We start from the raw sequence: 17333 nt of genomic DNA, 5'->3' as shown, positions 1-17333 counted from the left end.
CCCCATTCCCACGGGGGTCAGCATGCCAGGCGCTGAAACGGTCGGAACATCAGTTTCGGCAGAGATCCGGGCCATCTGGGGGGGAGACCCCGACGCGTGCCCCGGCAACCGCAGACAGGAGTATGGAGGGTATGCAGCTTCGCACCGACCTCCGCAACGTCGCCATCATCGCCCACGTCGACCACGGCAAGACGACCCTGGTCGACGCCATGTTGCGGCAGGCCGGCGCCTACGGCGCCCGCGGCGAGGTAACCGAGCGGGTCATGGACTCGATGGACCTCGAACGGGAAAAGGGCATCACCATCCTGGCCAAGAACACCGGCGTGCGGTACATGCCGGCCGACGGCTCCGCCCCGGTGACCATCAACATCATCGACACCCCCGGCCACGCCGACTTCGGCGGCGAGGTCGAACGCGGCCTGACCATGGTCGACGGCGTGGTGCTGCTGGTGGACGCCAGCGAGGGCCCCCTGCCGCAGACCCGGTTCGTGCTCCGCAAGGCGCTCAAGGCCCGCATGCCGATCATCCTGGTGATCAACAAGGTGGACCGTCCCGACGCCCGGATCAAGGAGGTCGTGGACGACACCTACGAGCTCTTCCTCGACCTGGACGCCGACGAGGAGCAGATCGACTTCCCGATCGTCTACGCCTGCGCCCGCGACGGCATCGCCTCGCTGACCCAGCCCGCCGACGGCGCGGTACCCGACGACAGCACCAGCCTGGAGCCCCTGTTCCGCACCCTGCTGGACACCATCCCGCCGCCCGCGTACGAGGAGGAGGCGCCGCTTCAGGCGCACGTCACCAACCTCGACGCCTCCCCGTTCCTCGGCCGGCTGGCGCTGTGCCGGGTGCGGCAGGGCACCATCAGCAAGGGTCAGACGGTGGCCTGGTGCCGCACCGACGGCAGCACCCAGCGGGTCCGCATCTCCGAGCTGCTGATGACCGAGGGCCTGGAGCGCAAGCCGGCCGACTCGGCGGGCCCGGGCGACATCATCGCGGTCGCCGGCATCCCCGAGATCATGATCGGTGAGACCCTGGCCGACGCGGAGGACCCGCGCCCGCTGCCGCTGATCACCGTCGACGAGCCGGCCATCTCGATGACCATCGGCACCAACACCTCGCCGCTGGTCGGCCGGGTCAAGGGCGCCAAGGTCACCGCGCGGATGGTCAAGGACCGGCTCGACAAGGAGCTGGTCGGCAACGTGTCGTTGCGGGTGCTGCCCACCGAGCGCCCCGACGCGTGGGAGGTGCAGGGCCGCGGCGAGCTGGCGCTGGCCATCCTGGTCGAGCAGATGCGCCGCGAGTCGTTCGAGCTGACCGTCGGCAAGCCGCAGGTCGTCACCAAGGAGATCGACGGCAAGACCTGCGAGCCGGTCGAGCGGCTCACCATCGACGCCCCCGAGGAGTACCTGGGCGCGATCACCCAGCTGCTGGCGACCCGCAAGGGCCGGATGGAGCAGCTGGTCAACCACGGCACGGGCTGGATCCGGATGGAGTGGCTGGTCCCGGCCCGGGGCCTGATCGGCTTCCGCACCGAGTTCCTCACCGACACCCGGGGCACCGGCATCCTGCACCACGTCTTCGAGTCGTACGAGCCGTGGTTCGGCGAGCTGCGCACCCGCAACAACGGTTCCCTGGTCGCCGACCGGGCCGGCGCCGTCACGTCGTTCGCGATGATCAACCTTCAGGAGCGCGGCCAGCTCTTCGTCGAGCCGACCACCGAGGTGTACGAGGGCATGATCGTCGGGGAGAACTCCCGCTCCGACGACATGGACGTCAACATCACCAAGGAGAAGAAGCTCACCAACATGCGCGCGTCGACCTCCGACGAGACCGAGAAGCTGATCCCGCCGCGCAAGCTGTCGCTGGAGCAGGCCCTCGAGTTCTGCCGCGAGGACGAGTGCGTCGAGGTGACCCCGGCCGCCATCCGGATCCGCAAGGTGGTGCTCGACCAGACCGCCCGCGGCCGGGCCGCCGCCCGCCGCAAGCACGCCGGCTGACGTACGACGGCAGCCACCGGTGGAGCCCGGACCGCCCGCGCGGTCCGGGCTCCGCCCGTTCCGGCCCTGGAAGCTCAGGCGGGACGGGTGGCGAGGAAGGCGAACAGGTCGGGCACCGGGCCCGAGCCGGCCTCGGCCGTGCGGACCAGGGTCAGGCCGGCGTCGGTGACCGCGTTGAGCAGGTCGGCCAGCGGGACGTGCCACGCGCCGACGCGCACCCGCACCCCGTGCGGCGTCCAGGCCCGGAAGCTGCGCTCCCGCTCGGCGTAGCCGCCGTCGATCACGATCCGCTGCGGGTCGGAGCGGTCGGCGAACGCCCCGGTGAAGCACGGGTGCACTCCGACGTGGACGAACCGCCCGCCGGGCGCCAGCACCCGCGCGACCTCGGCGATCACCGCCGCGTAGTCGGGCACGTCGGTGTGGGCCAGCACGCACGCCACCGCCGGCACCGAGGCGTCGGCCACCGGCAGCGCCGCCGCGTCGGCACGGGCCACCGGCAGGCGCGGCCGGGCGTGCCGCAGCTGCCCGGCGGACAGGTCGAGCCCGACCGGCTCCCAGCCCAGCCCGCGCAGCTCCGCCGCCTGGAGGCCGGTGCCGCAGCACAGGTCGAGGCAGCGGCCGGGGCCGGGGCCGAGCAGGTCGCGGAGCTGGCCGCGGACCCGGGTCATGTAGTCGCTGGACGTGTCGGTGGCGAACGCCTCGTACCAGTCGGCGTGCGCGTCGTAGGCGGCAACCGTCATCCCCGCACGGTACGACCGATCGCCCCGCCCCGCCGCCCCGTCGGCGATCCGTTACGGTCAGCCGCATGACCTGGGACGAGCTCGACACCCATCTGGACGGGGTGCCCGGCACCGTGTCGGCGTACGTGGGGCGGGTCGGCGCCGCCCCCGCCTGGACCCGGCACGCCGACGCGACCCACTACGCGGCCAGCACGATGAAGGCGGCGGTGCTCGTCGCGCTGCACCGCGCCGCCGAGGCCGGCACCCTCGACCTGGACGCCCCGGTGCCGGTGCGCAACGAGTTCGACTCGGCGCTGCCCGGCGTGCCCCGGTTCTCCTGCGCCCGGCACTACGACAACGACGAGGCCGTGTGGGAGCGGGTGGGCGCAAGCGCGCCGCTGCGCTGGCTCGCCCACCGGATGATCGTCCGCTCCAGCAACCTCGCCACCAACCTGGTCATCGGCCACGTCGGACTGCCGGCCGTGGCCCGGGTATGGGACCTCGCCGGGGCCCGGTACAGCGTCACCGGCCGGGGCATCGAGGACTTCGCGGCCCGCGAGGCGGGCGTCACCAACCTGGTCACCGCCGCCGACCTGGCCGCGCTGCTCGGTGCGCTGGCCGCCGGCGCGGACACCCCGGGTCCGCTCGCCTCGCCGGCCGGCTGCGCGGCCATGCTCGACGTGCTGTTCGCCCAGGAACACCGTGAGGACCTGGCCGCCGGGCTGCCCGAGGGCACCCGCATCGCGCACAAGAACGGCTGGGTGCGCGGCGTGCGGCACGGCGCGGGGGTGGTCTTCCCCGACGACGCGCCGCCGTACGCCATCGTCGTCTGCACCACCACCGACCTCGCCGACGGCGGCCCCACGGGCGAGGACGAGGACGACGCCTGCCGGCTCATCGCGCGGGTGTCCGCCGCCGCCTGGGACGCCCGGCGCGACCTGTGACCTGACGCCTCACTCCAGCAGGTGCGCCCGCAGCGCCGCCACGACGTCGTCGGTCACCCCGAGGCCGTCGCGCAGGTATGCCCCGAACGACCCGTGCGCCCGGCGCACCTCCGCGTACGCGGCGTCCAGGTACTCCTCGCGCACCTCCAGCACCGGCCGCACCGCCTCGACGTCGAGCCCCGGCAGCCGGCGGCGCATCGCCTCCAGGAGAACCTCCCGCAGGCTCTCGGTCAGCCGGTTGTTCGCCAGGTAGTCCGCCCGGATCGCGGCCTCGTCCACACCGAGCGCGCTGAGCAGCAACACCGTCAACCAGCCGGTCCGGTCCTTCCCCGCCGAGCAGTGGTAGACCAACGGCAGGTTCTCCGCCTGGGCCGCCAGCCGCACCGCCGCACCGAAGTTCGCCCGTGCCGACTCCCCGCTGACGAACCAGCGGTAGATCGCCGCCATCGCCGCCGGGGTGCCCTGCTCCACCAGGGCCTCGTACGCGCCCAGGTCGTGCCCGAGCAGCACCGCCGAGACGTACGTGAAGACGGGGTGCTCGGCGTCGTGCACCGGCAGGTGCACCACCCGCGGCTCGCCGGGCAGCCGGTCCGGCGGGGCGACCGCCGTCTCCGAGTGGTCCCGCAGGTCGACCACGCAGGCCGGGCCGAGCTTGGCCAGCACCGGCAGGTCCTCGTCGGTCAGCCGACCCAGTGCCGGGGTGCGGATCAGCACCCCCGGACGCACCTTCCGGCCGTCGGCGCCGACCAGGCCGCCGAGGTCCCGCGCGTTCGGCGCGCCCACCAGATCCCAGTCCCGCTCGCTCATGCCGGCACTCCGCTCCGCTCCGTGCCGCCATGAGGCACCACCGCCCTGCACCCGACGATTCGCTCGCTCCGCTCGCTCATGCCGGCACTCCGCTCCGCTCCGTGCCGCCATGAGGCACCACCGCCCTGCACCCGACGATTCGCTCGCTCCGCTCGCTCATGCTCGGCCTCCCCTTCGCCTGCCCGTGCCCGTATAGGGTGCCGCACATGACGATCGCCGCGGTACGCACCCATCGGCTCTCCGCCCCCTTACACACTCCGTTCGTCACCGCGCTGCGCCGCACCACGACCGTGGAGACCCTGGTGGTGGAGGTCGTCGACGCCGACGGCCGGTCCGGCTACGGCGAGGCGCCGCAGGTGTGGCAGGTGACCGGTGCGTCGGTCGCCGGTTCCGAGGCGTGCGTCCGCGAGCTGATCGGCCCGGCGCTCACCGGTCGCGACGCCGACGACCTGGTGGCCCGCTGCACCGAGGTGCAGCGGGCGGTCGTCGGCAACGAGGCGGCCAAGGCGGCCGTCGACGTCGCGCTGCACGACCTGGCCGCGCGGCGGCTCGGCGTACCGCTGGTGCGGCTGCTCGGGGGCACGGCCCTGCGGGTGCCCACGGACGTCACGCTCGCCGCGGGCGACGCGGTGGACCTGGCGGCGGCGGCCCGGCAGCGGCGGGCGGAGGGCTTCGGCGTGCTCAAGCTGAAGGTGGGCACCGACGCCGCCGGCGACCTGGAGCGGGTCCGCGCGGTGCGTTCCGCAGTCGGCGACGGCGTCCGCATCCGGCTCGACGCCAACCAGGGCTGGACCCCGCGCGAGGCGGTCCGGGTCATCCGTGGCGTCGAGGACGCCGGGCTGGACGTGGAGCTGGTCGAGCAGCCGGTCCCCCGTTGGGACCTGGACGGGCTGGCCTGGGTCAGCGACCGGGTGGACGTGCCGATCCTCGCCGACGAGTCGGTCTTCGGGGTCCGCGACCTCGTCGAGGTGATCCGCCGCCGGGCCGCCGACATGGTCAACGTCAAGCTCGCCAAGTGCGGCGGCCTGCACCCGGCCCGGACCCTGCTCGACCTGGCCGCCGCGCACGGCCTCGGCACCGTCGTCGGATCGATGATGGAGAGCCAGGTGGGCATCGGCGCCGCCGCGAGCCTGGTCGGCGCCTACGGCACCACCGCTGTGGCCGACCTGGACGCCGCCTGGTGGCTGGCCTGGTCCCCGGTGCGCGGCGGCCTGCGGTACGACGGCGCGACCGTCGTGCTGCCGGACGCCCCGGGTCTCGGCATCAGCTCCGTTACTGAAGCAAAGATGCAGACTAGTAGTTGATGCCCGTCGGAAACTTTCATATGGTCGCGGGGACATTCGGTGGGAGCTGGGGGTGGACGTGGAGCTGCAACCGGGCCGCGAGGCCGTGGTCCGGGTCGCGGTCGCGACCCTCTGGAGCTGCCCCGAGGCGGTACGACCCGTCGACGGTCCCGCCCTGGCCCCGCGTACCGACATCGCGGCCTGGATCTCGGGCATGGACAGTGACCAGCAGGTCGGCGACTGCGTGCTGAGCCAGCTGCTGCTCGGCGAGCGGGTGCTGGTCACCGAGCTGCGCCCGGACGGCTGGGCCCACGTGGTGGCGGTCGAGCAGCCGGCCCCCCGGCTGCACCCGCGCGGCTACCCCGGCTGGCTGCCCACCGAGCAGCTCGCCCCGGCCGCCGGCACCGCCGACGCCGACCCGCTCGTGGTGGACGCCACCGTCACCGCGCTGCGCGACGCGCCGGACGGTGCCGAGGTGCTCCCCGGGATCGTCCTCGGCACCCGGCTGATCCCGGCCGGGCCGGCGGTCGACGGCTGGCAACCGGTGCACGCGCCGGGCCACGCCGCGCCGCTCTGGCTGCCCGGCGGCGACGCGGTGCCGGTGCCGACCACGCCCCCGTCGGCCGAGGAGGTGCTGGCCGTCGCCCAGCGACTGGTCGACGTCGTCTACATCTGGGGCGGGGTGTCGGCGTACGGCATCGACTGCTCCGGCCTGGTCCACCTGGCCTGGCGGCGGCTCGGCGTGCTGCTGCCGCGCGACGCCGACGACCAGGCGGCGGCGACGACGCCGGTGCCGATGGGCGCGGAACGTCCCGGCGACCTCTACTTCTTCGCCCGGCCGGGGCGCCGGATCCACCACATCGGCATCGTCACCGCCGACCCGCGCCCCGGCGACGACCGGCGGATGCTGCACGCCTGCTACGTGCAGCGGCGGGTGCTGGAGGAGCGGCTGCCCGACGAGCGCACCGCCACCCTGGTCGGCGTGCACCGGGTCTGACCGCGTACGACACGGAAAGGGGGCGCTCCCGGCCGGGAGCGCCCCCTTTCGTCGCGTCGGGTACGCCTCAGTGGCGGGCGTCGGTGAGCACCCGCCGCCGGTCCCGGGAGGACTTGACCAGGCTGGCCACGGTGGCCACCGCGAGGGTGCCCAGGATGATCGTCAGCGAGAGCCAGATCGGGATGTGCGGGGCCCAGGAGACGTGCTCGCCGCCGTTGATGAACGGCAGCTTGTTGTCGGCGAGGGCCTCCAGCACCAGCTTGACGCCGATGAAGCCGAGCACCACGGCCAGGCCGTAGCTGAGGTAGATCAGGCGGTTGAGCAGGCCACCGAGCAGGAAGTAGAGCTGCCGCAGGCCCATCAGCGCGAAGACGTTGGCGGTGAAGACCAGGTACGGCTCCTGGGTGATGCCGAAGATCGCCGGAATCGAGTCGAGGGCGAAGATCAGATCCGTGGTGCCGATGGCGATCATGACGATCAGCATCGGGGTGAAGATCCGCTTGCCCTTCATCGTGTGGGTGGTCAGCTTGGCGCCGTCGTAGTCCCGGGAGATCGGCAGCGCCTTGCGGCTCCACCGGATCAGCAGGTTCTCGGAGAACTCGTCCTCGTCGGGCTCGCCCTGCCGGGCGAGGTTGATCGCGGTGTAGATCAGGAACGCGCCGAAGACGTAGAACACGAAGGAGAACTGGGAGATCAGCGCCGCGCCGGCCGCGATGAAACCGCCCCGCATGACCAGCGCCAGCACGATGCCGATGAGCAGCACCTTCTGCTGGTACTGCCGGGGCACCCCGAACCGGGCCATGATGATCACGAAGACGAACAGGTTGTCGACCGAGAGGCTGTACTCGGTCAGCCAGCCGGTGTAGAACTGCCCGGCCGCGCTGGCCCCGGAGGTCAGCCAGAGGCCGGCGCCGAAGATGAGGGCCAGGGCGACGTAGAAGCCGACCCAGAGGCTCGACTCACGCACGCTGGGCTCGTGCGGTCGCCGACCGACGATCAGCAGATCCACGAGCAGGATCCCGGTCAGGGCGACGAGCGTCCCCGCCCAGACCAGTCCGGACACGTCCAAGATTCATTCCTCCGGCAGACACGCAACGACGGGCACACCGTACGCCCTCGGTGGGCGCGGTGTGCCGGCGACGCTGACACTGGTGGCTGTCGGAGGTCTCTTCCGTCGCCGCCCGCGAGGGCGGCGACCGACGGGGCCGGGTCGCGCATCCAGGATCGGCGCTCGACCGTGCTGACGACTCCGTCGCGGGGGAATACTCCCCTCCTTCGCCCGTCATTGTTGCCCATGGCGGCGAGTGACCGCAGCCCGGGCGGTCGGTGTCCTTTCCCACTCGCGAGCATCTATCGCGAACGGCGTGACGGGGTACACCCCCCGTGAGCATCCTAGGAGGCTAGGTACTAGGCGGCGTCGCTCCTCGGCCCGCGCGCCGGCTCCTGGCCCGGCGCCACCAACGGGTCGGCCAGCGGCCAGCCCGCCGCGAGGACCCCGTCGCAGGCGGCCACCGCCCGGGCGAGCCGCCGCCGGTGCGGGCCGGTCAGCTCCACCACCGGCACGCCGCAGCCGGCCAGTTCCGCCCGGAACCGTCCCGTCATCCACGCCCGCAGGTGCTCGCCGTCGCGCAGCCCGTCGTCGTCGAAGGGCACCCCGACGTGGTCGGTCAGCAGGTACAGCGCGGGGCGCCGGGCCGCCGCGCGCACCCGTGCCGACGTCGACCCCAGGTACCGCTCCTCCCAGACGGCGGTGGCCCGCGCGTCCGTGTCGCAGAACAGCAGCGGGCCGCACGATCGCGCCGCGGCGTCCTCCGCCGCCTGCTGCTCCCGGACCACCTCGGCGAAGTCGTCGCGGTCCCAGGCCACGTCGAAGACCGTGGCCGCCGGATCCCGCTCGCGCAGCCGGGTCAGCTTCCGCGCGGTCAGCTCCCGGCCGTACTCCGGGACCCAGCGGGTGCCGTAGTGCGCGGCGAGGGCGGCGGCCATCGTGGTGGTGCCCGTCGACTCCGCGCCGAGGACCACCACCCGCCGGACGAACCACGCCCGCACCGGCGCGCTGAGCCGGCCCCAGTGGCCCGCCGGGTCCGCGCGCACCGCCGTGCCCGACACGGGCACGCCGCGCCGCCCCGGATCCACGCAGACCGACGCCGCGCCGAACCGCCGGGCCAACTCCTCGCCGTACGCCTCGGAGGAGAAGACGGCGTCCACCGGTGCCCCGCCCAGCGCCTCCCGGAACACCGCGCAGTGCAGGTCCCAGACCTCCGGGTCGGCGTAGTCCACCGGGTGGTCGTCGTACCGCCCGACGAAGCGGACCCACGGCGTGCCCGCGTGCACCTCGCGCAGCCAGTCCAGCCGCAGCCCGAGCGGTATCGACTCCCGGCGGGACGGCGCGACCACCACGGTGACGGCCGCGCAGCGGGCGGCGGCGGCCTCGATCAGCGCGTGGTGGCCCGCGTGCGGCGGATAGAACTTGCCCACCACCATCGCGTGCCGGAACTCCGGCGACCGCGGCGGGCCGCCGCCGGCACCCGCCGCCGGGCACCCGTCGGTCGGCGCCGGCCCGGCGCTCACGCCGCCGCCGGGGCCGGACCGGGATGCACCGGAGCCGGGGCGGCGCCGCGCCGCAGGTCCGCCCGCCACTCGCGCAGCCCGAGCACGCACAGCCCGAGGAAGATCACGTAGAGGGCCGCAGTGAGGTACAGCCCCTTGTACGCGTACAGCGGGATGTAGACCAGATCAGCGGCGATCCACAGCCACCAGCTCTCCACCCGCTTGCGGGTCTGCCCGTACGTGGCCAGCAGCGACAGCGCGGTGGTCAGCGCGTCCGGCAGCGGCACGGTGGAGTCGGTGGCCCGGTCCAGCAACGCCCAGAGCCCGCCCGTCAGCACCACGCCCGCCGCCGCCAGCGCCCACCACTCCCCGCGACCCGTCCGGCCGACGGTGAGCCGGGTGCGCCGCTCGCCGCCGTACAGCCACGCCCACCACCCGTACAGGCCCAGGCCGACGTAGACGACCTGGAGGCCGGCGTCGGCGTAGAGGCCGGCCGTCCAGAACAGCAGCATCAGCAGCAGCACGTTGGCGATGCCGACCGGCCAGTTGGCGATCCGCTGCCGGGCCACCAGCCAGACGTTGAGCACCCCCGTGGCGAAGCCCAGCAGCTCCGCCCAGGTGGTGCCGGTGCCCGCCACGGTGAACGCCGTGCCGGTGAGCCAGTCGACCATCCGCCTCCCCTTTCCGCGCGCCACCCTAGATCCGCCCAGCCTGCGGGAACAGGCCCCCACGGCGTCCGGCCCGCGCGGCGGCGTGAAAGGCTTCCGGTCATGGTGCTTGAGGTCGCGCTCATCGACGTACTGCCGGGACACGAGGACGAGTTCGCCGCCGCGTACGCCAAGGGGCATCCGGTGCTCGCCGGCACGCCCGGCTGCCGGTCGGTGCGGATGACCCGGGGCGTCGAGTCCCCGAGCCGGTTCGTGCTGCTGGTCGAGTGGGACTCGGTCGAGGCGCACACCGACAACTTCCGCGCCACCGAGCGCTTCGCGCAGTGGCGGGCGCTGATCGGCCCGCACTTCGCCAACCCGCCGCTGGTCGAGCACTTCGTGGACGTGCCGGCCTGAGCTGTCGTACCCCTGCCCTAGGCTGCGCCGTGCACGCGCCGGCCGCCGGTCCCGACGGGCTCGGGGGCGCCGGGCCCGGTTGCCGCGCGGCGATAACCGCTGGCCCCCGGGCACCAGGCCCGGTTGACTGGCCCCCATGACGCAACGGGTGGCCCTCGTGACGGGCGTGAGTCGGCGCATCGGCATCGGCGCGGCAGTCGCCCGCACCCTCGCGGCGGACGGCTGGCGGCTGCTGCTCACCGGCCTGCCGGAGTTCGACGACGCCCAGCCCTACGGCGGTGATCCCGAGGGCGTGCCGGCCCTGCTGGGCGAGCTGGGCGACGCCGCACACGTCCGCGCCGACCTGATCGACCCGGCGGCGCCCGCCGACCTGGTCGGCGAGGCGCTGCGCCGGCACGGCCGGCTCGACGCGGTGGTCGCCGTGCACGCGTACTGCACCGACACCCCGTTCGGCGCGCTGGACCCGGCCGAGATCGACCGGCACCTGCTGGTCAACGTGCGGGCCACGCTGCTGCTCGCCGAGGCGTTCGCCGAGGCCTTCACCGCCGGCGGGGGCGGCCGGCTGGTGCTCTTCTCCAGCGGCCAGCGCCTCGGCCCGATGCCGCAGACCCTCGCCTACGCGGTCAGCAAGGCGGCGGTGGAGAACGCGACCTTCCAGCTCTCGCCGCTGCTCATGCCGCGGGGCATCACCGTCAACTGCGTCCACCCCGGCCCGACGGACACCGGGTACGCCTCCCCTGAGGCGTACGCCGAGGTCGCGAAGCTCTTCCCGGGCGGGCGCTGGGGCACCCCGCAGGACGCCGCCCGGCTGGTGCGGTTCCTCTGCTCGCCCGACGCCGACTGGATCACCGGCCAGGTGATCGACTCGGAGGGCGGTTTCCGCCGCCACGGGTGACGCGGGCTCAGTCGGCGGCGAGCCGGTCCAGCGCCGCGACCGTCTCCTCCGGGCCGAGGGCCACGTCCAGCAGCCAACCGGTGAGCTGCTCGTAGCGGTCTACGTCGGCCGCCGTCACCAGGCGCACGTCGGTGGTCAGCGCCTCCAGCATCACCGTGCGCGGGTCGGCCGGGTCGGGAAACGAGTAGCAGGAGTACGGCGTCAGCGGCTGCGCCCCGCCCCGCGCGGCGACGCCCCGGGGCAGCAGCCGGATCGTCACGTGCGGCAGGGCCGCCAGGTCAACCAGGTGCCGCAACTGCTCCCGCCACACCTGCGGCGGGGTGTCGCCGGCCTCGCAGGCGGCCTCGGCGAGCAGCGCCGTGTAACGGGGCGGGTCCGCCCGTCGCAGCACCTCGTGCCGCAGCGCCCGGGCGCGCACGTCGGCGTCCACGTCGAGGGCGGGGTCGAGCAGCTGGCCGGCGGCGAGCCGCAGCCGGGCGTACGCCGGGGTCTGGAGCAGCCCCGGCACGATCGCGGGCTGCCAGTCCACGATGCTCGCCGCGCCGGCCTCCAGCTCGGCGTAGGTGCGCTGCCGCTCGCCCATCTCCCCCAGCGCCTTCCACCAGCCCCGGCTCGTGGCGGCGTCGCGGGCGATGACGATGAGCGCGTCGCGCTGCGGCGGCGGCACCTCGTAGACGTCGAGCAGGTCGAGCACGTCGGCCAGGTCCGGCCGGCTCTGCCCCAGCTCGATGCGGGACAGCTTGGAGGTGGAGGCCCAACCCAGCCGGTCGCAGACCTGTTCCAGGGTCAGCGCCTCCCGTCGTCGCAGCTGACGCAGCTCGGCGCCCAGCCGGGCGCGACGAATGACCGGACTCGTTGACAACGGCATCCCCAGCCTCCCCATCGAGGGAGAGTACGCAGGACGATCACTGAGCGCAATAGTCCGCTCGCGTACCGCAATCAGAGACCGGTCGCCGCGTGTGCCGGCCAGCCCTCGTCGCCCCGGGCGGGGCGCGGGCTCGGGCAGTTCACTTCACGCCCGTGGCGTCCATGCCGCGCAGCTCCTTCTTGAGGTCGGCGACCTCGTCGCGGATCCGGGCGGCCAGCTCGAACTGGAGCTCCCGGGCCGCGGCCAGCATCTGGTCGTTGAGCTCCTGGATGAGCTGGGCCAGCTCGGCCCGGGCCATGCCCTCCCGCGCGGGCCCCGCGCCGCCGGACCGGCTCCGGCTGCGGGTCTCCTTGACCGGCGCCTTGCCCCGGGAGAGCTGCCGCACGGCTCCGCCGACGCGGCTGTTCTCGGTGTCCTCCGCCTCGCGGTAGATGTCGTCGAGAATGTCGTGGATCTTCTTGCGCAGCGGTTCGGGACTGATGCCGTGCGCCTCGTTGTGCGCGATCTGCTTGTCCCGCCGCCGGTTGGTCTCCCCGATCGCCTCGGCCATCGACGGGGTGATCTTGTCGGCGTACATGTGCACCTGACCGGAGACGTTCCGGGCCGCCCGGCCGATGGTCTGGATCAGCGACCGGCCGCTGCGCAGGAAGCCCTCCTTGTCGGCGTCGAGGATGGCGACCAGCGACACCTCCGGCAGGTCGAGACCCTCCCGGAGCAGGTTGATGCCGACCAGCACGTCGTAGTCGCCCTTGCGCAGCTCGCGCAGCAGCTCCACCCGGCGCAGCGTGTCGACCTCGGAGTGCAGGTAGCGCACCCGGATGCCGTTCTCCAGGAGGTAGTCGGACAGATCCTCGGCCATCTTCTTGGTCAGCGTGGTGACCAGCACCCGCTCGTCGCGCTCGGTGCGCAGCTTGATCTCGTGCATCAGGTCGTCGATCTGGCCCTTGGTCGGCTTGACCACGACCTCCGGGTCGATCAGACCGGTGGGCCGGATCACCTGCTCGACGAACTCGCCCTGGGCCTGCTCCAGCTCCCACGGGCCGGGCGTGGCGGAGAGGAAGACCATCTGGCCCACCCGCTCCAGGAACTCGTCGAAGCGCAGCGGCCGGTTGTCGGCGGCGCTGGGCAGCCGGAAGCCGTGGTCGATCAGCATCCGCTTGCGGGACGCGTCGCCCTCGTACATGCCGCCGATCTGCGGGATGGTCACGTGCGACTCGTCGACGACCGTGAGGAAGTCGTCGGGGAAGTAGTCGAGCAGGCAGTGCGGCGGGCTGCCCGGCAGCCGGCCGTCCATGTGCATCGAGTAGTTCTCGATGCCGGAGCAGAACCCGACCTGCCGCATCATCTCGATGTCGTAGGTGGTGCGCATCCGCAGCCGCTGCGCCTCCAGCAGCTTGCCCTGCCGCTCCAGCTCGGCCAGCCGCTCGGCCAGCTCGGCCTCGATGTCGCGGATCGCCCGCTCCATCCGCTCCGGCCCGGCCGCGTAGTGGGTGGCCGGGAAGATCACCAGCCCGTCGACCTCCTTGACCACGTCGCCGGTGAGCGGGTTGAGGTAGTAGAGCTTCTCCACCTCGTCGCCGAAGAGCTCGATCCGGACGGCCAGCTCCTCGTAGGCCGGGATGATCTCCAGCGTGTCGCCGCGGACCCGGAAGGTGCCCCGGTTGAAGGCCATGTCGTTGCGCGTGTACTGGATGTCGACCAGCCGGCGCAGCAGCTGGTCGCGGTCGAGTTCCTGCCCGACCGCGACCCGCACCGCGCGGTCGAGGTATTCCTCCGGGGTGCCCAGCCCGTAGATCGCCGAGACGGTCGCCACCACGATCACGTCGCGGCGGGTGAGCAGCGACATGGTCGCCGAGTGCCGCAGCCGCTCGACCTCCTCGTTGATCGAGGAGTCCTTCTCGATGTAGGTGTCGGTCTGCGGGATGTAGGCCTCGGGCTGGTAGTAGTCGTAGTAGGAGACGAAGTATTCGACCGCGTTGTGCGGCAGCAGCTCGCTGAACTCCTTGGCCAGCTGCGCGCAGAGCGTCTTGTTGGGCGCCAGCACCAGCGTCGGCCGTTGCACCCGCTCGATCAGCCACGCGGTGGTGGCGCTCTTGCCGGTGCCGGTCGCGCCGAGCAGCACGGTGTTGCGGTCGCCGCGTCGGACCCGACGCTCCAGCTCGTCGATGGCCGCCGGCTGGTCGCCGGCCGGCTGGAACTCGCTGATGACCTGGAAACGGCCGTCGAGCCGGGGAATGTCGAGCGCCATGCCCACCACGGTACGCCGGGGGTCCGACACCGCGACGCGACTACGCCCGGTCCGTGATCGGCTTCAATATTCGCATTGTGTGGCGCATCTCACCGGACTACGCTCTCCGTGTAGGCCGCTCGCGGCGGCCGACCGGGCAGGTGGCCAGGCCGTCACGGCCGGCCCGCCCCCGGCACCGGGGTCGCAGCACCCGGCATGCCCGGCGTGCGCACCCGACGTGGTCGCGCGTGAGGCGCTGACCGGCCGCCGCGAGCGCCCCTGCTCGTCACCCCACGGGGGCGAATCCCGTTCAACCTCCCGTGGAGACCTCCGCCGCCCGTCCCGGCCCGACACCGCCGCCGCAGGGCCCCCCGCCGCACGACGACGCCCACACCGGGGGCATCCCCCGGGTGGTGACCGGCCGGCGACGCACCGTCCTGCTGGTGCTCGCGGCCGTGGCCGTGCTCTCCGCCGCCGCGCTGGTCGTGGGGCTGCTGAGCTGGGCGCCCGACCGCTCGGAGCAGCCGCGGGCGCTGACCGGCGCCGAGCGTGAGCGGCTGGCCGCGATGCGGGTCACCAACTACCGCGACCTGCGCGTCGGGGTGCGCCTGACGGCGGGCACCGGCGCGGCGCGCACCGAACTGGTCGGCTGGGTCGACTGGTCCCGGCCGCTGGTCTACCTCGACGTCGGCGGGCCCGGCGCGGGCGCCGAGCGGGGGCTGCTCCAGGCCACCCCGACGATGGTCCTGCTGCGTCCCGACCCGACGGCGGTGCCGACCCCCGCGCCGCCCCCGCTGGTGCCGCCGGCGGACCGCTGGCGGCTGCACGACCCGCCCGCCGGGCGGGGGCTGGCCGCCGTGCTCGACCTGCTCTTCCGCCTCGCCGCGGACCGCCCGGAGCCGCCGGCCGACGCCGCGCGCCGGGTCGGCGGCGCCACGGTCGGGGCGACACCGGTCGACATCCTCCAGGCGCCGCCGCCCGGTCCGGGCGCGTCGGCCCCACCCTCGCCGCCGGACGGGCAGCCGCGCTACTGGCTCGACCACGACGCCCGGCTGCACCGGCTGGAGACCGCGCTGGCCGGCGTCGGACCGGTGACCGTACTGCTGAACCGGACCGACCGGCCCACGCTGCGGCCGGTCGACGCCCTCGGCGGCCGTCCCGGGCAGCCCCGCGCCCTGACCACCGCCGAGCGGGGTCGGCTGGACCGGTTGCCCGCCCGGCTCCGCGCCCGCGGCGGCGCCGCCGTGACCCTGACCGCGCCCGTCGACGCCGCCACGAACCTGCGCGGGTCCGGTTGGGTGAGCTGGAGCGGGCGGGCCGCGTACGTGACCGTCGCCGACCTCGACGTGCCGGACCGCCGGACGCTGCTGCGCGCCGACGGCACCGGCGTACGCCGGGCGGAGGTGCCGGCCGCGACGGTTCCGGGCGCCGTGGAGTCGCCGGGCCGGCCGCCGCTGCCGCCGCCCGCCCGGGGCTGGCGCGCCGACCCGCAGCGCGCGGGCGAGCTGGGCGTGCTGCTCGACGCGACGCTGCGGGCCGCCGGATCGCCCGGCGGGCGGGGCACGGCCCTGCGGGTGCGCGGCGACACCGTCGCCGGGAAGACCGTCGACGTGGTGGAGCTGCGCACGCCCCGGGGGCTGCTGCGCTACTGGATCGACCGGGCCGGCGCGCTGCGCCGCCTGGAGCTGCGCACCCGCGCCGGCGCCTGGGCCCAGCTCGACCTGACGCCCGCCACGGTGCCCCGGCTCGCCCCGGCGCCGCGCACCCCGATGGAGGGCCGCTGACCGGTCAGGGACGCCAGCCCGTCTGCGCCGCCCACTGCTCGGCGCGCAGGTGCTCCTCGTCGAACCACGGGTCCTTCGCCGTGGTCCAGGTGACGCTGTCCGGGGCGGAGGCTGCCAGCTCCCGCTTCAGCACCAGGTAGGCCGCCCGCTGGTCCGGGTCGGCACGCAGGTGGTCGCGCATCAGCAGCGCGTACCGCCAGCCGGGCGAGTCGGCCGGGCGGACGTGCAGGTGCACGGGGCGGCCCGGGTCGGCGCTGCCGTGCAGGCGCTTCTCCCACCGGCCGCTGCCGTGCGGACGGGGGTTGTCCCACCACTCGCCGGGCAGGCGCGGGAATCCCGCCGCCGCGAGCCGTTCGGCCAGCGGCCCGTCCGCGTCGGCGAGGGTCGGGACGGTGAGCTGGATGTCGATCACGTCCTTGGCGGCGAGCCCCGGGACCGCGGTCGAGCCGATGTGGTCGATGCGCAGGTCGGCGGGGGCGACCGCGTGCCGGATCCGGGCGGCCAGCCGCGCGTACTGCTGCGGCCAGGTCGGGTCGGCCTCCGCCAGCGCGACGCGGTCCGACCGGGCCGGCCGCCGCTCGCGCAGGTTCGCCTCGTAGGGCCGCAGCCGCTCGCGCCACAGCGCGTCGACCGCCGCGTGCAGGTCGGCGAGGCTGCCGTCGTTGGTCAGCAGCACGTCCGCCGCGGCCCGGCGCCGGGCGTCGTCGGCCTGCGCGGCGATCCGCCGCTCGGCCTCCGCCCGGTCCATCCCCCGGTCGCGGGCCAGCCGCGCCAACCGGGTGGCCACCTCCGTCTGCACGACGACCACCAGGTGGTACGTGGGCGCGAGCCCGACCTCCACCAGCAGCGGCACGTCGTTGACGACGATCGCGTCGGGTTCCGCCGCGGCGACGAGTTCGGCGGAGCGGGCCCGTACGCGGGGGTGGGTGATCGCCTCCAGCCGGCAGCGCGCCGTCTCGTCGGCGAAGACCAGCGCGCCCAGCGCGGCCCGGTCCAGGGCGCCGTCGGCGTCGAGGACCCGGTCGGAGAAGGCCGCGACGATCTCGGCCAGCCCCTCCGTGCCCGGCGCGACCACCTCCCGGGCCACCCGGTCGGAGTCGATCACCACCGCGCCGCACTCGGCCAGTCGCCTCGCCACGGCGCTCTTGCCGGACCCGATTCCCCCGGTCAGTCCCACCTTCAGCACGACACCAGT

General features: G+C 74.1%; 15 protein-coding genes. 7 read left to right on the top strand and 8 right to left on the bottom strand.

The annotated features are described in order from the left end of the window. Positions 1 to 131: 131 nt before the first annotated feature. Positions 132 to 2000 carry a translational GTPase TypA gene (gene typA / locus AB0G13_RS04205; RefSeq protein WP_357868645.1) on the top strand — a complete coding sequence of 623 codons (1869 nt, stop codon included), beginning with the start codon at positions 132 to 134 and terminating at the stop codon, positions 1998 to 2000. Between the two features lie 74 nt (positions 2001 to 2074). Here typA and AB0G13_RS04200 read toward each other — a convergent pair whose 3' ends face one another. Then, positions 2075 to 2740, bottom strand: coding sequence for a methyltransferase domain-containing protein (locus tag AB0G13_RS04200; RefSeq protein WP_357868642.1), 666 nt, complete (start codon positions 2738 to 2740; stop codon positions 2075 to 2077). A 65-nt stretch (positions 2741 to 2805) separates the two neighbouring features. Between AB0G13_RS04200 and AB0G13_RS04195 the strand changes: the two genes are divergently transcribed. Then, entirely contained in the window at positions 2806 to 3663 is an 858-nt protein-coding gene (locus tag AB0G13_RS04195) for a serine hydrolase (protein ID WP_357868639.1), read from the top strand. A 9-nt stretch (positions 3664 to 3672) separates the two neighbouring features. On the opposite strand, the gene AB0G13_RS04190 is transcribed toward AB0G13_RS04195, so the two are convergent. Further along, complete coding sequence (locus AB0G13_RS04190) at positions 3673 to 4470, bottom strand: tyrosine-protein phosphatase (RefSeq protein WP_357868636.1); 798 nt, start codon at positions 4468 to 4470, stop codon at positions 3673 to 3675. A 206-nt stretch (positions 4471 to 4676) separates the two neighbouring features. Here AB0G13_RS04190 and AB0G13_RS04185 point away from each other — a divergent pair, with 206 nt between their 5' ends. Then, entirely contained in the window at positions 4677 to 5774 is a 1098-nt protein-coding gene (locus tag AB0G13_RS04185) for a dipeptide epimerase (protein ID WP_357868633.1), read from the top strand. 52 nt (positions 5775 to 5826) lie between these two features. Beyond that, on the top strand, positions 5827 to 6750 hold the full coding sequence (locus AB0G13_RS04180; RefSeq protein WP_357868630.1) for an NlpC/P60 family protein: 924 nt from the start codon (positions 5827 to 5829) through the stop codon (positions 6748 to 6750). Positions 6751 to 6817: 67 nt separating this feature from the next. Here AB0G13_RS04180 and AB0G13_RS04175 read toward each other — a convergent pair whose 3' ends face one another. From AB0G13_RS04175 to pnuC, 3 genes are all read right to left on the bottom strand, one after another. Next, on the bottom strand, positions 6818 to 7819 hold the full coding sequence (locus tag AB0G13_RS04175; protein ID WP_357868627.1) for a TerC family protein: 1002 nt from the start codon (positions 7817 to 7819) through the stop codon (positions 6818 to 6820). 338 nt (positions 7820 to 8157) lie between these two features. After that, entirely contained in the window at positions 8158 to 9321 is a 1164-nt protein-coding gene (locus AB0G13_RS04170; protein ID WP_357868624.1) for an AAA family ATPase, read from the bottom strand. Continuing rightward, positions 9318 to 9971 carry a nicotinamide riboside transporter PnuC gene (pnuC, locus tag AB0G13_RS04165; RefSeq protein ID WP_357868620.1) on the bottom strand — a complete coding sequence of 218 codons (654 nt, stop codon included), beginning with the start codon at positions 9969 to 9971 and terminating at the stop codon, positions 9318 to 9320. The genes AB0G13_RS04170 and pnuC overlap by 4 nt, the downstream gene beginning before the upstream one ends. Before the next feature lie 99 nt (positions 9972 to 10070). On the opposite strand from pnuC, the gene AB0G13_RS04160 reads away from it, so the two are divergent. Together AB0G13_RS04160 and AB0G13_RS04155 are read left to right on the top strand one after the other, a co-directional pair. Then, positions 10071 to 10364 carry an antibiotic biosynthesis monooxygenase gene (locus AB0G13_RS04160; RefSeq protein ID WP_121400645.1) on the top strand — a complete coding sequence of 98 codons (294 nt, stop codon included), beginning with the start codon at positions 10071 to 10073 and terminating at the stop codon, positions 10362 to 10364. A gap of 136 nt (positions 10365 to 10500) precedes the next feature. Further along, positions 10501 to 11259 carry an SDR family oxidoreductase gene (locus AB0G13_RS04155; protein WP_357868616.1) on the top strand — a complete coding sequence of 253 codons (759 nt, stop codon included), beginning with the start codon at positions 10501 to 10503 and terminating at the stop codon, positions 11257 to 11259. 7 nt (positions 11260 to 11266) lie between these two features. On the opposite strand, the gene AB0G13_RS04150 is transcribed toward AB0G13_RS04155, so the two are convergent. Together AB0G13_RS04150 and uvrB are read right to left on the bottom strand one after the other, a co-directional pair. Next, positions 11267 to 12127 (bottom strand): helix-turn-helix transcriptional regulator, encoded by an 861-nt coding sequence (locus AB0G13_RS04150; protein ID WP_357868613.1) that lies wholly within the window; start codon positions 12125 to 12127, stop codon positions 11267 to 11269. 139 nt (positions 12128 to 12266) lie between these two features. Continuing rightward, positions 12267 to 14375 carry an excinuclease ABC subunit UvrB gene (uvrB, locus tag AB0G13_RS04145; RefSeq protein ID WP_357868610.1) on the bottom strand — a complete coding sequence of 703 codons (2109 nt, stop codon included), beginning with the start codon at positions 14373 to 14375 and terminating at the stop codon, positions 12267 to 12269. A 299-nt stretch (positions 14376 to 14674) separates the two neighbouring features. On the opposite strand from uvrB, the gene AB0G13_RS04140 reads away from it, so the two are divergent. After that, the gene (locus AB0G13_RS04140) at positions 14675 to 16138 is read left to right on the top strand and encodes a hypothetical protein (protein WP_357868607.1); all 1464 of its coding nucleotides are present in this window, start codon (positions 14675 to 14677) and stop codon (positions 16136 to 16138) included. Positions 16139 to 16142: 4 nt separating this feature from the next. On the opposite strand, the gene coaE is transcribed toward AB0G13_RS04140, so the two are convergent. Next, positions 16143 to 17324 (bottom strand): dephospho-CoA kinase, encoded by a 1182-nt coding sequence (gene coaE / locus AB0G13_RS04135; protein ID WP_357868604.1) that lies wholly within the window; start codon positions 17322 to 17324, stop codon positions 16143 to 16145. Between the last annotated feature and the right edge of the window lie 9 nt (positions 17325 to 17333).

Origin of the sequence: Micromonospora sp. NPDC023633, assembly GCF_040640035.1 — a bacterium.
Taxonomy (GTDB): domain Bacteria; phylum Actinomycetota; class Actinomycetes; order Mycobacteriales; family Micromonosporaceae; genus Micromonospora.
The sequence above is the reverse complement of the archived record's forward strand: the minus strand, read 5'-3'. Positions and strand labels throughout refer to the sequence as shown.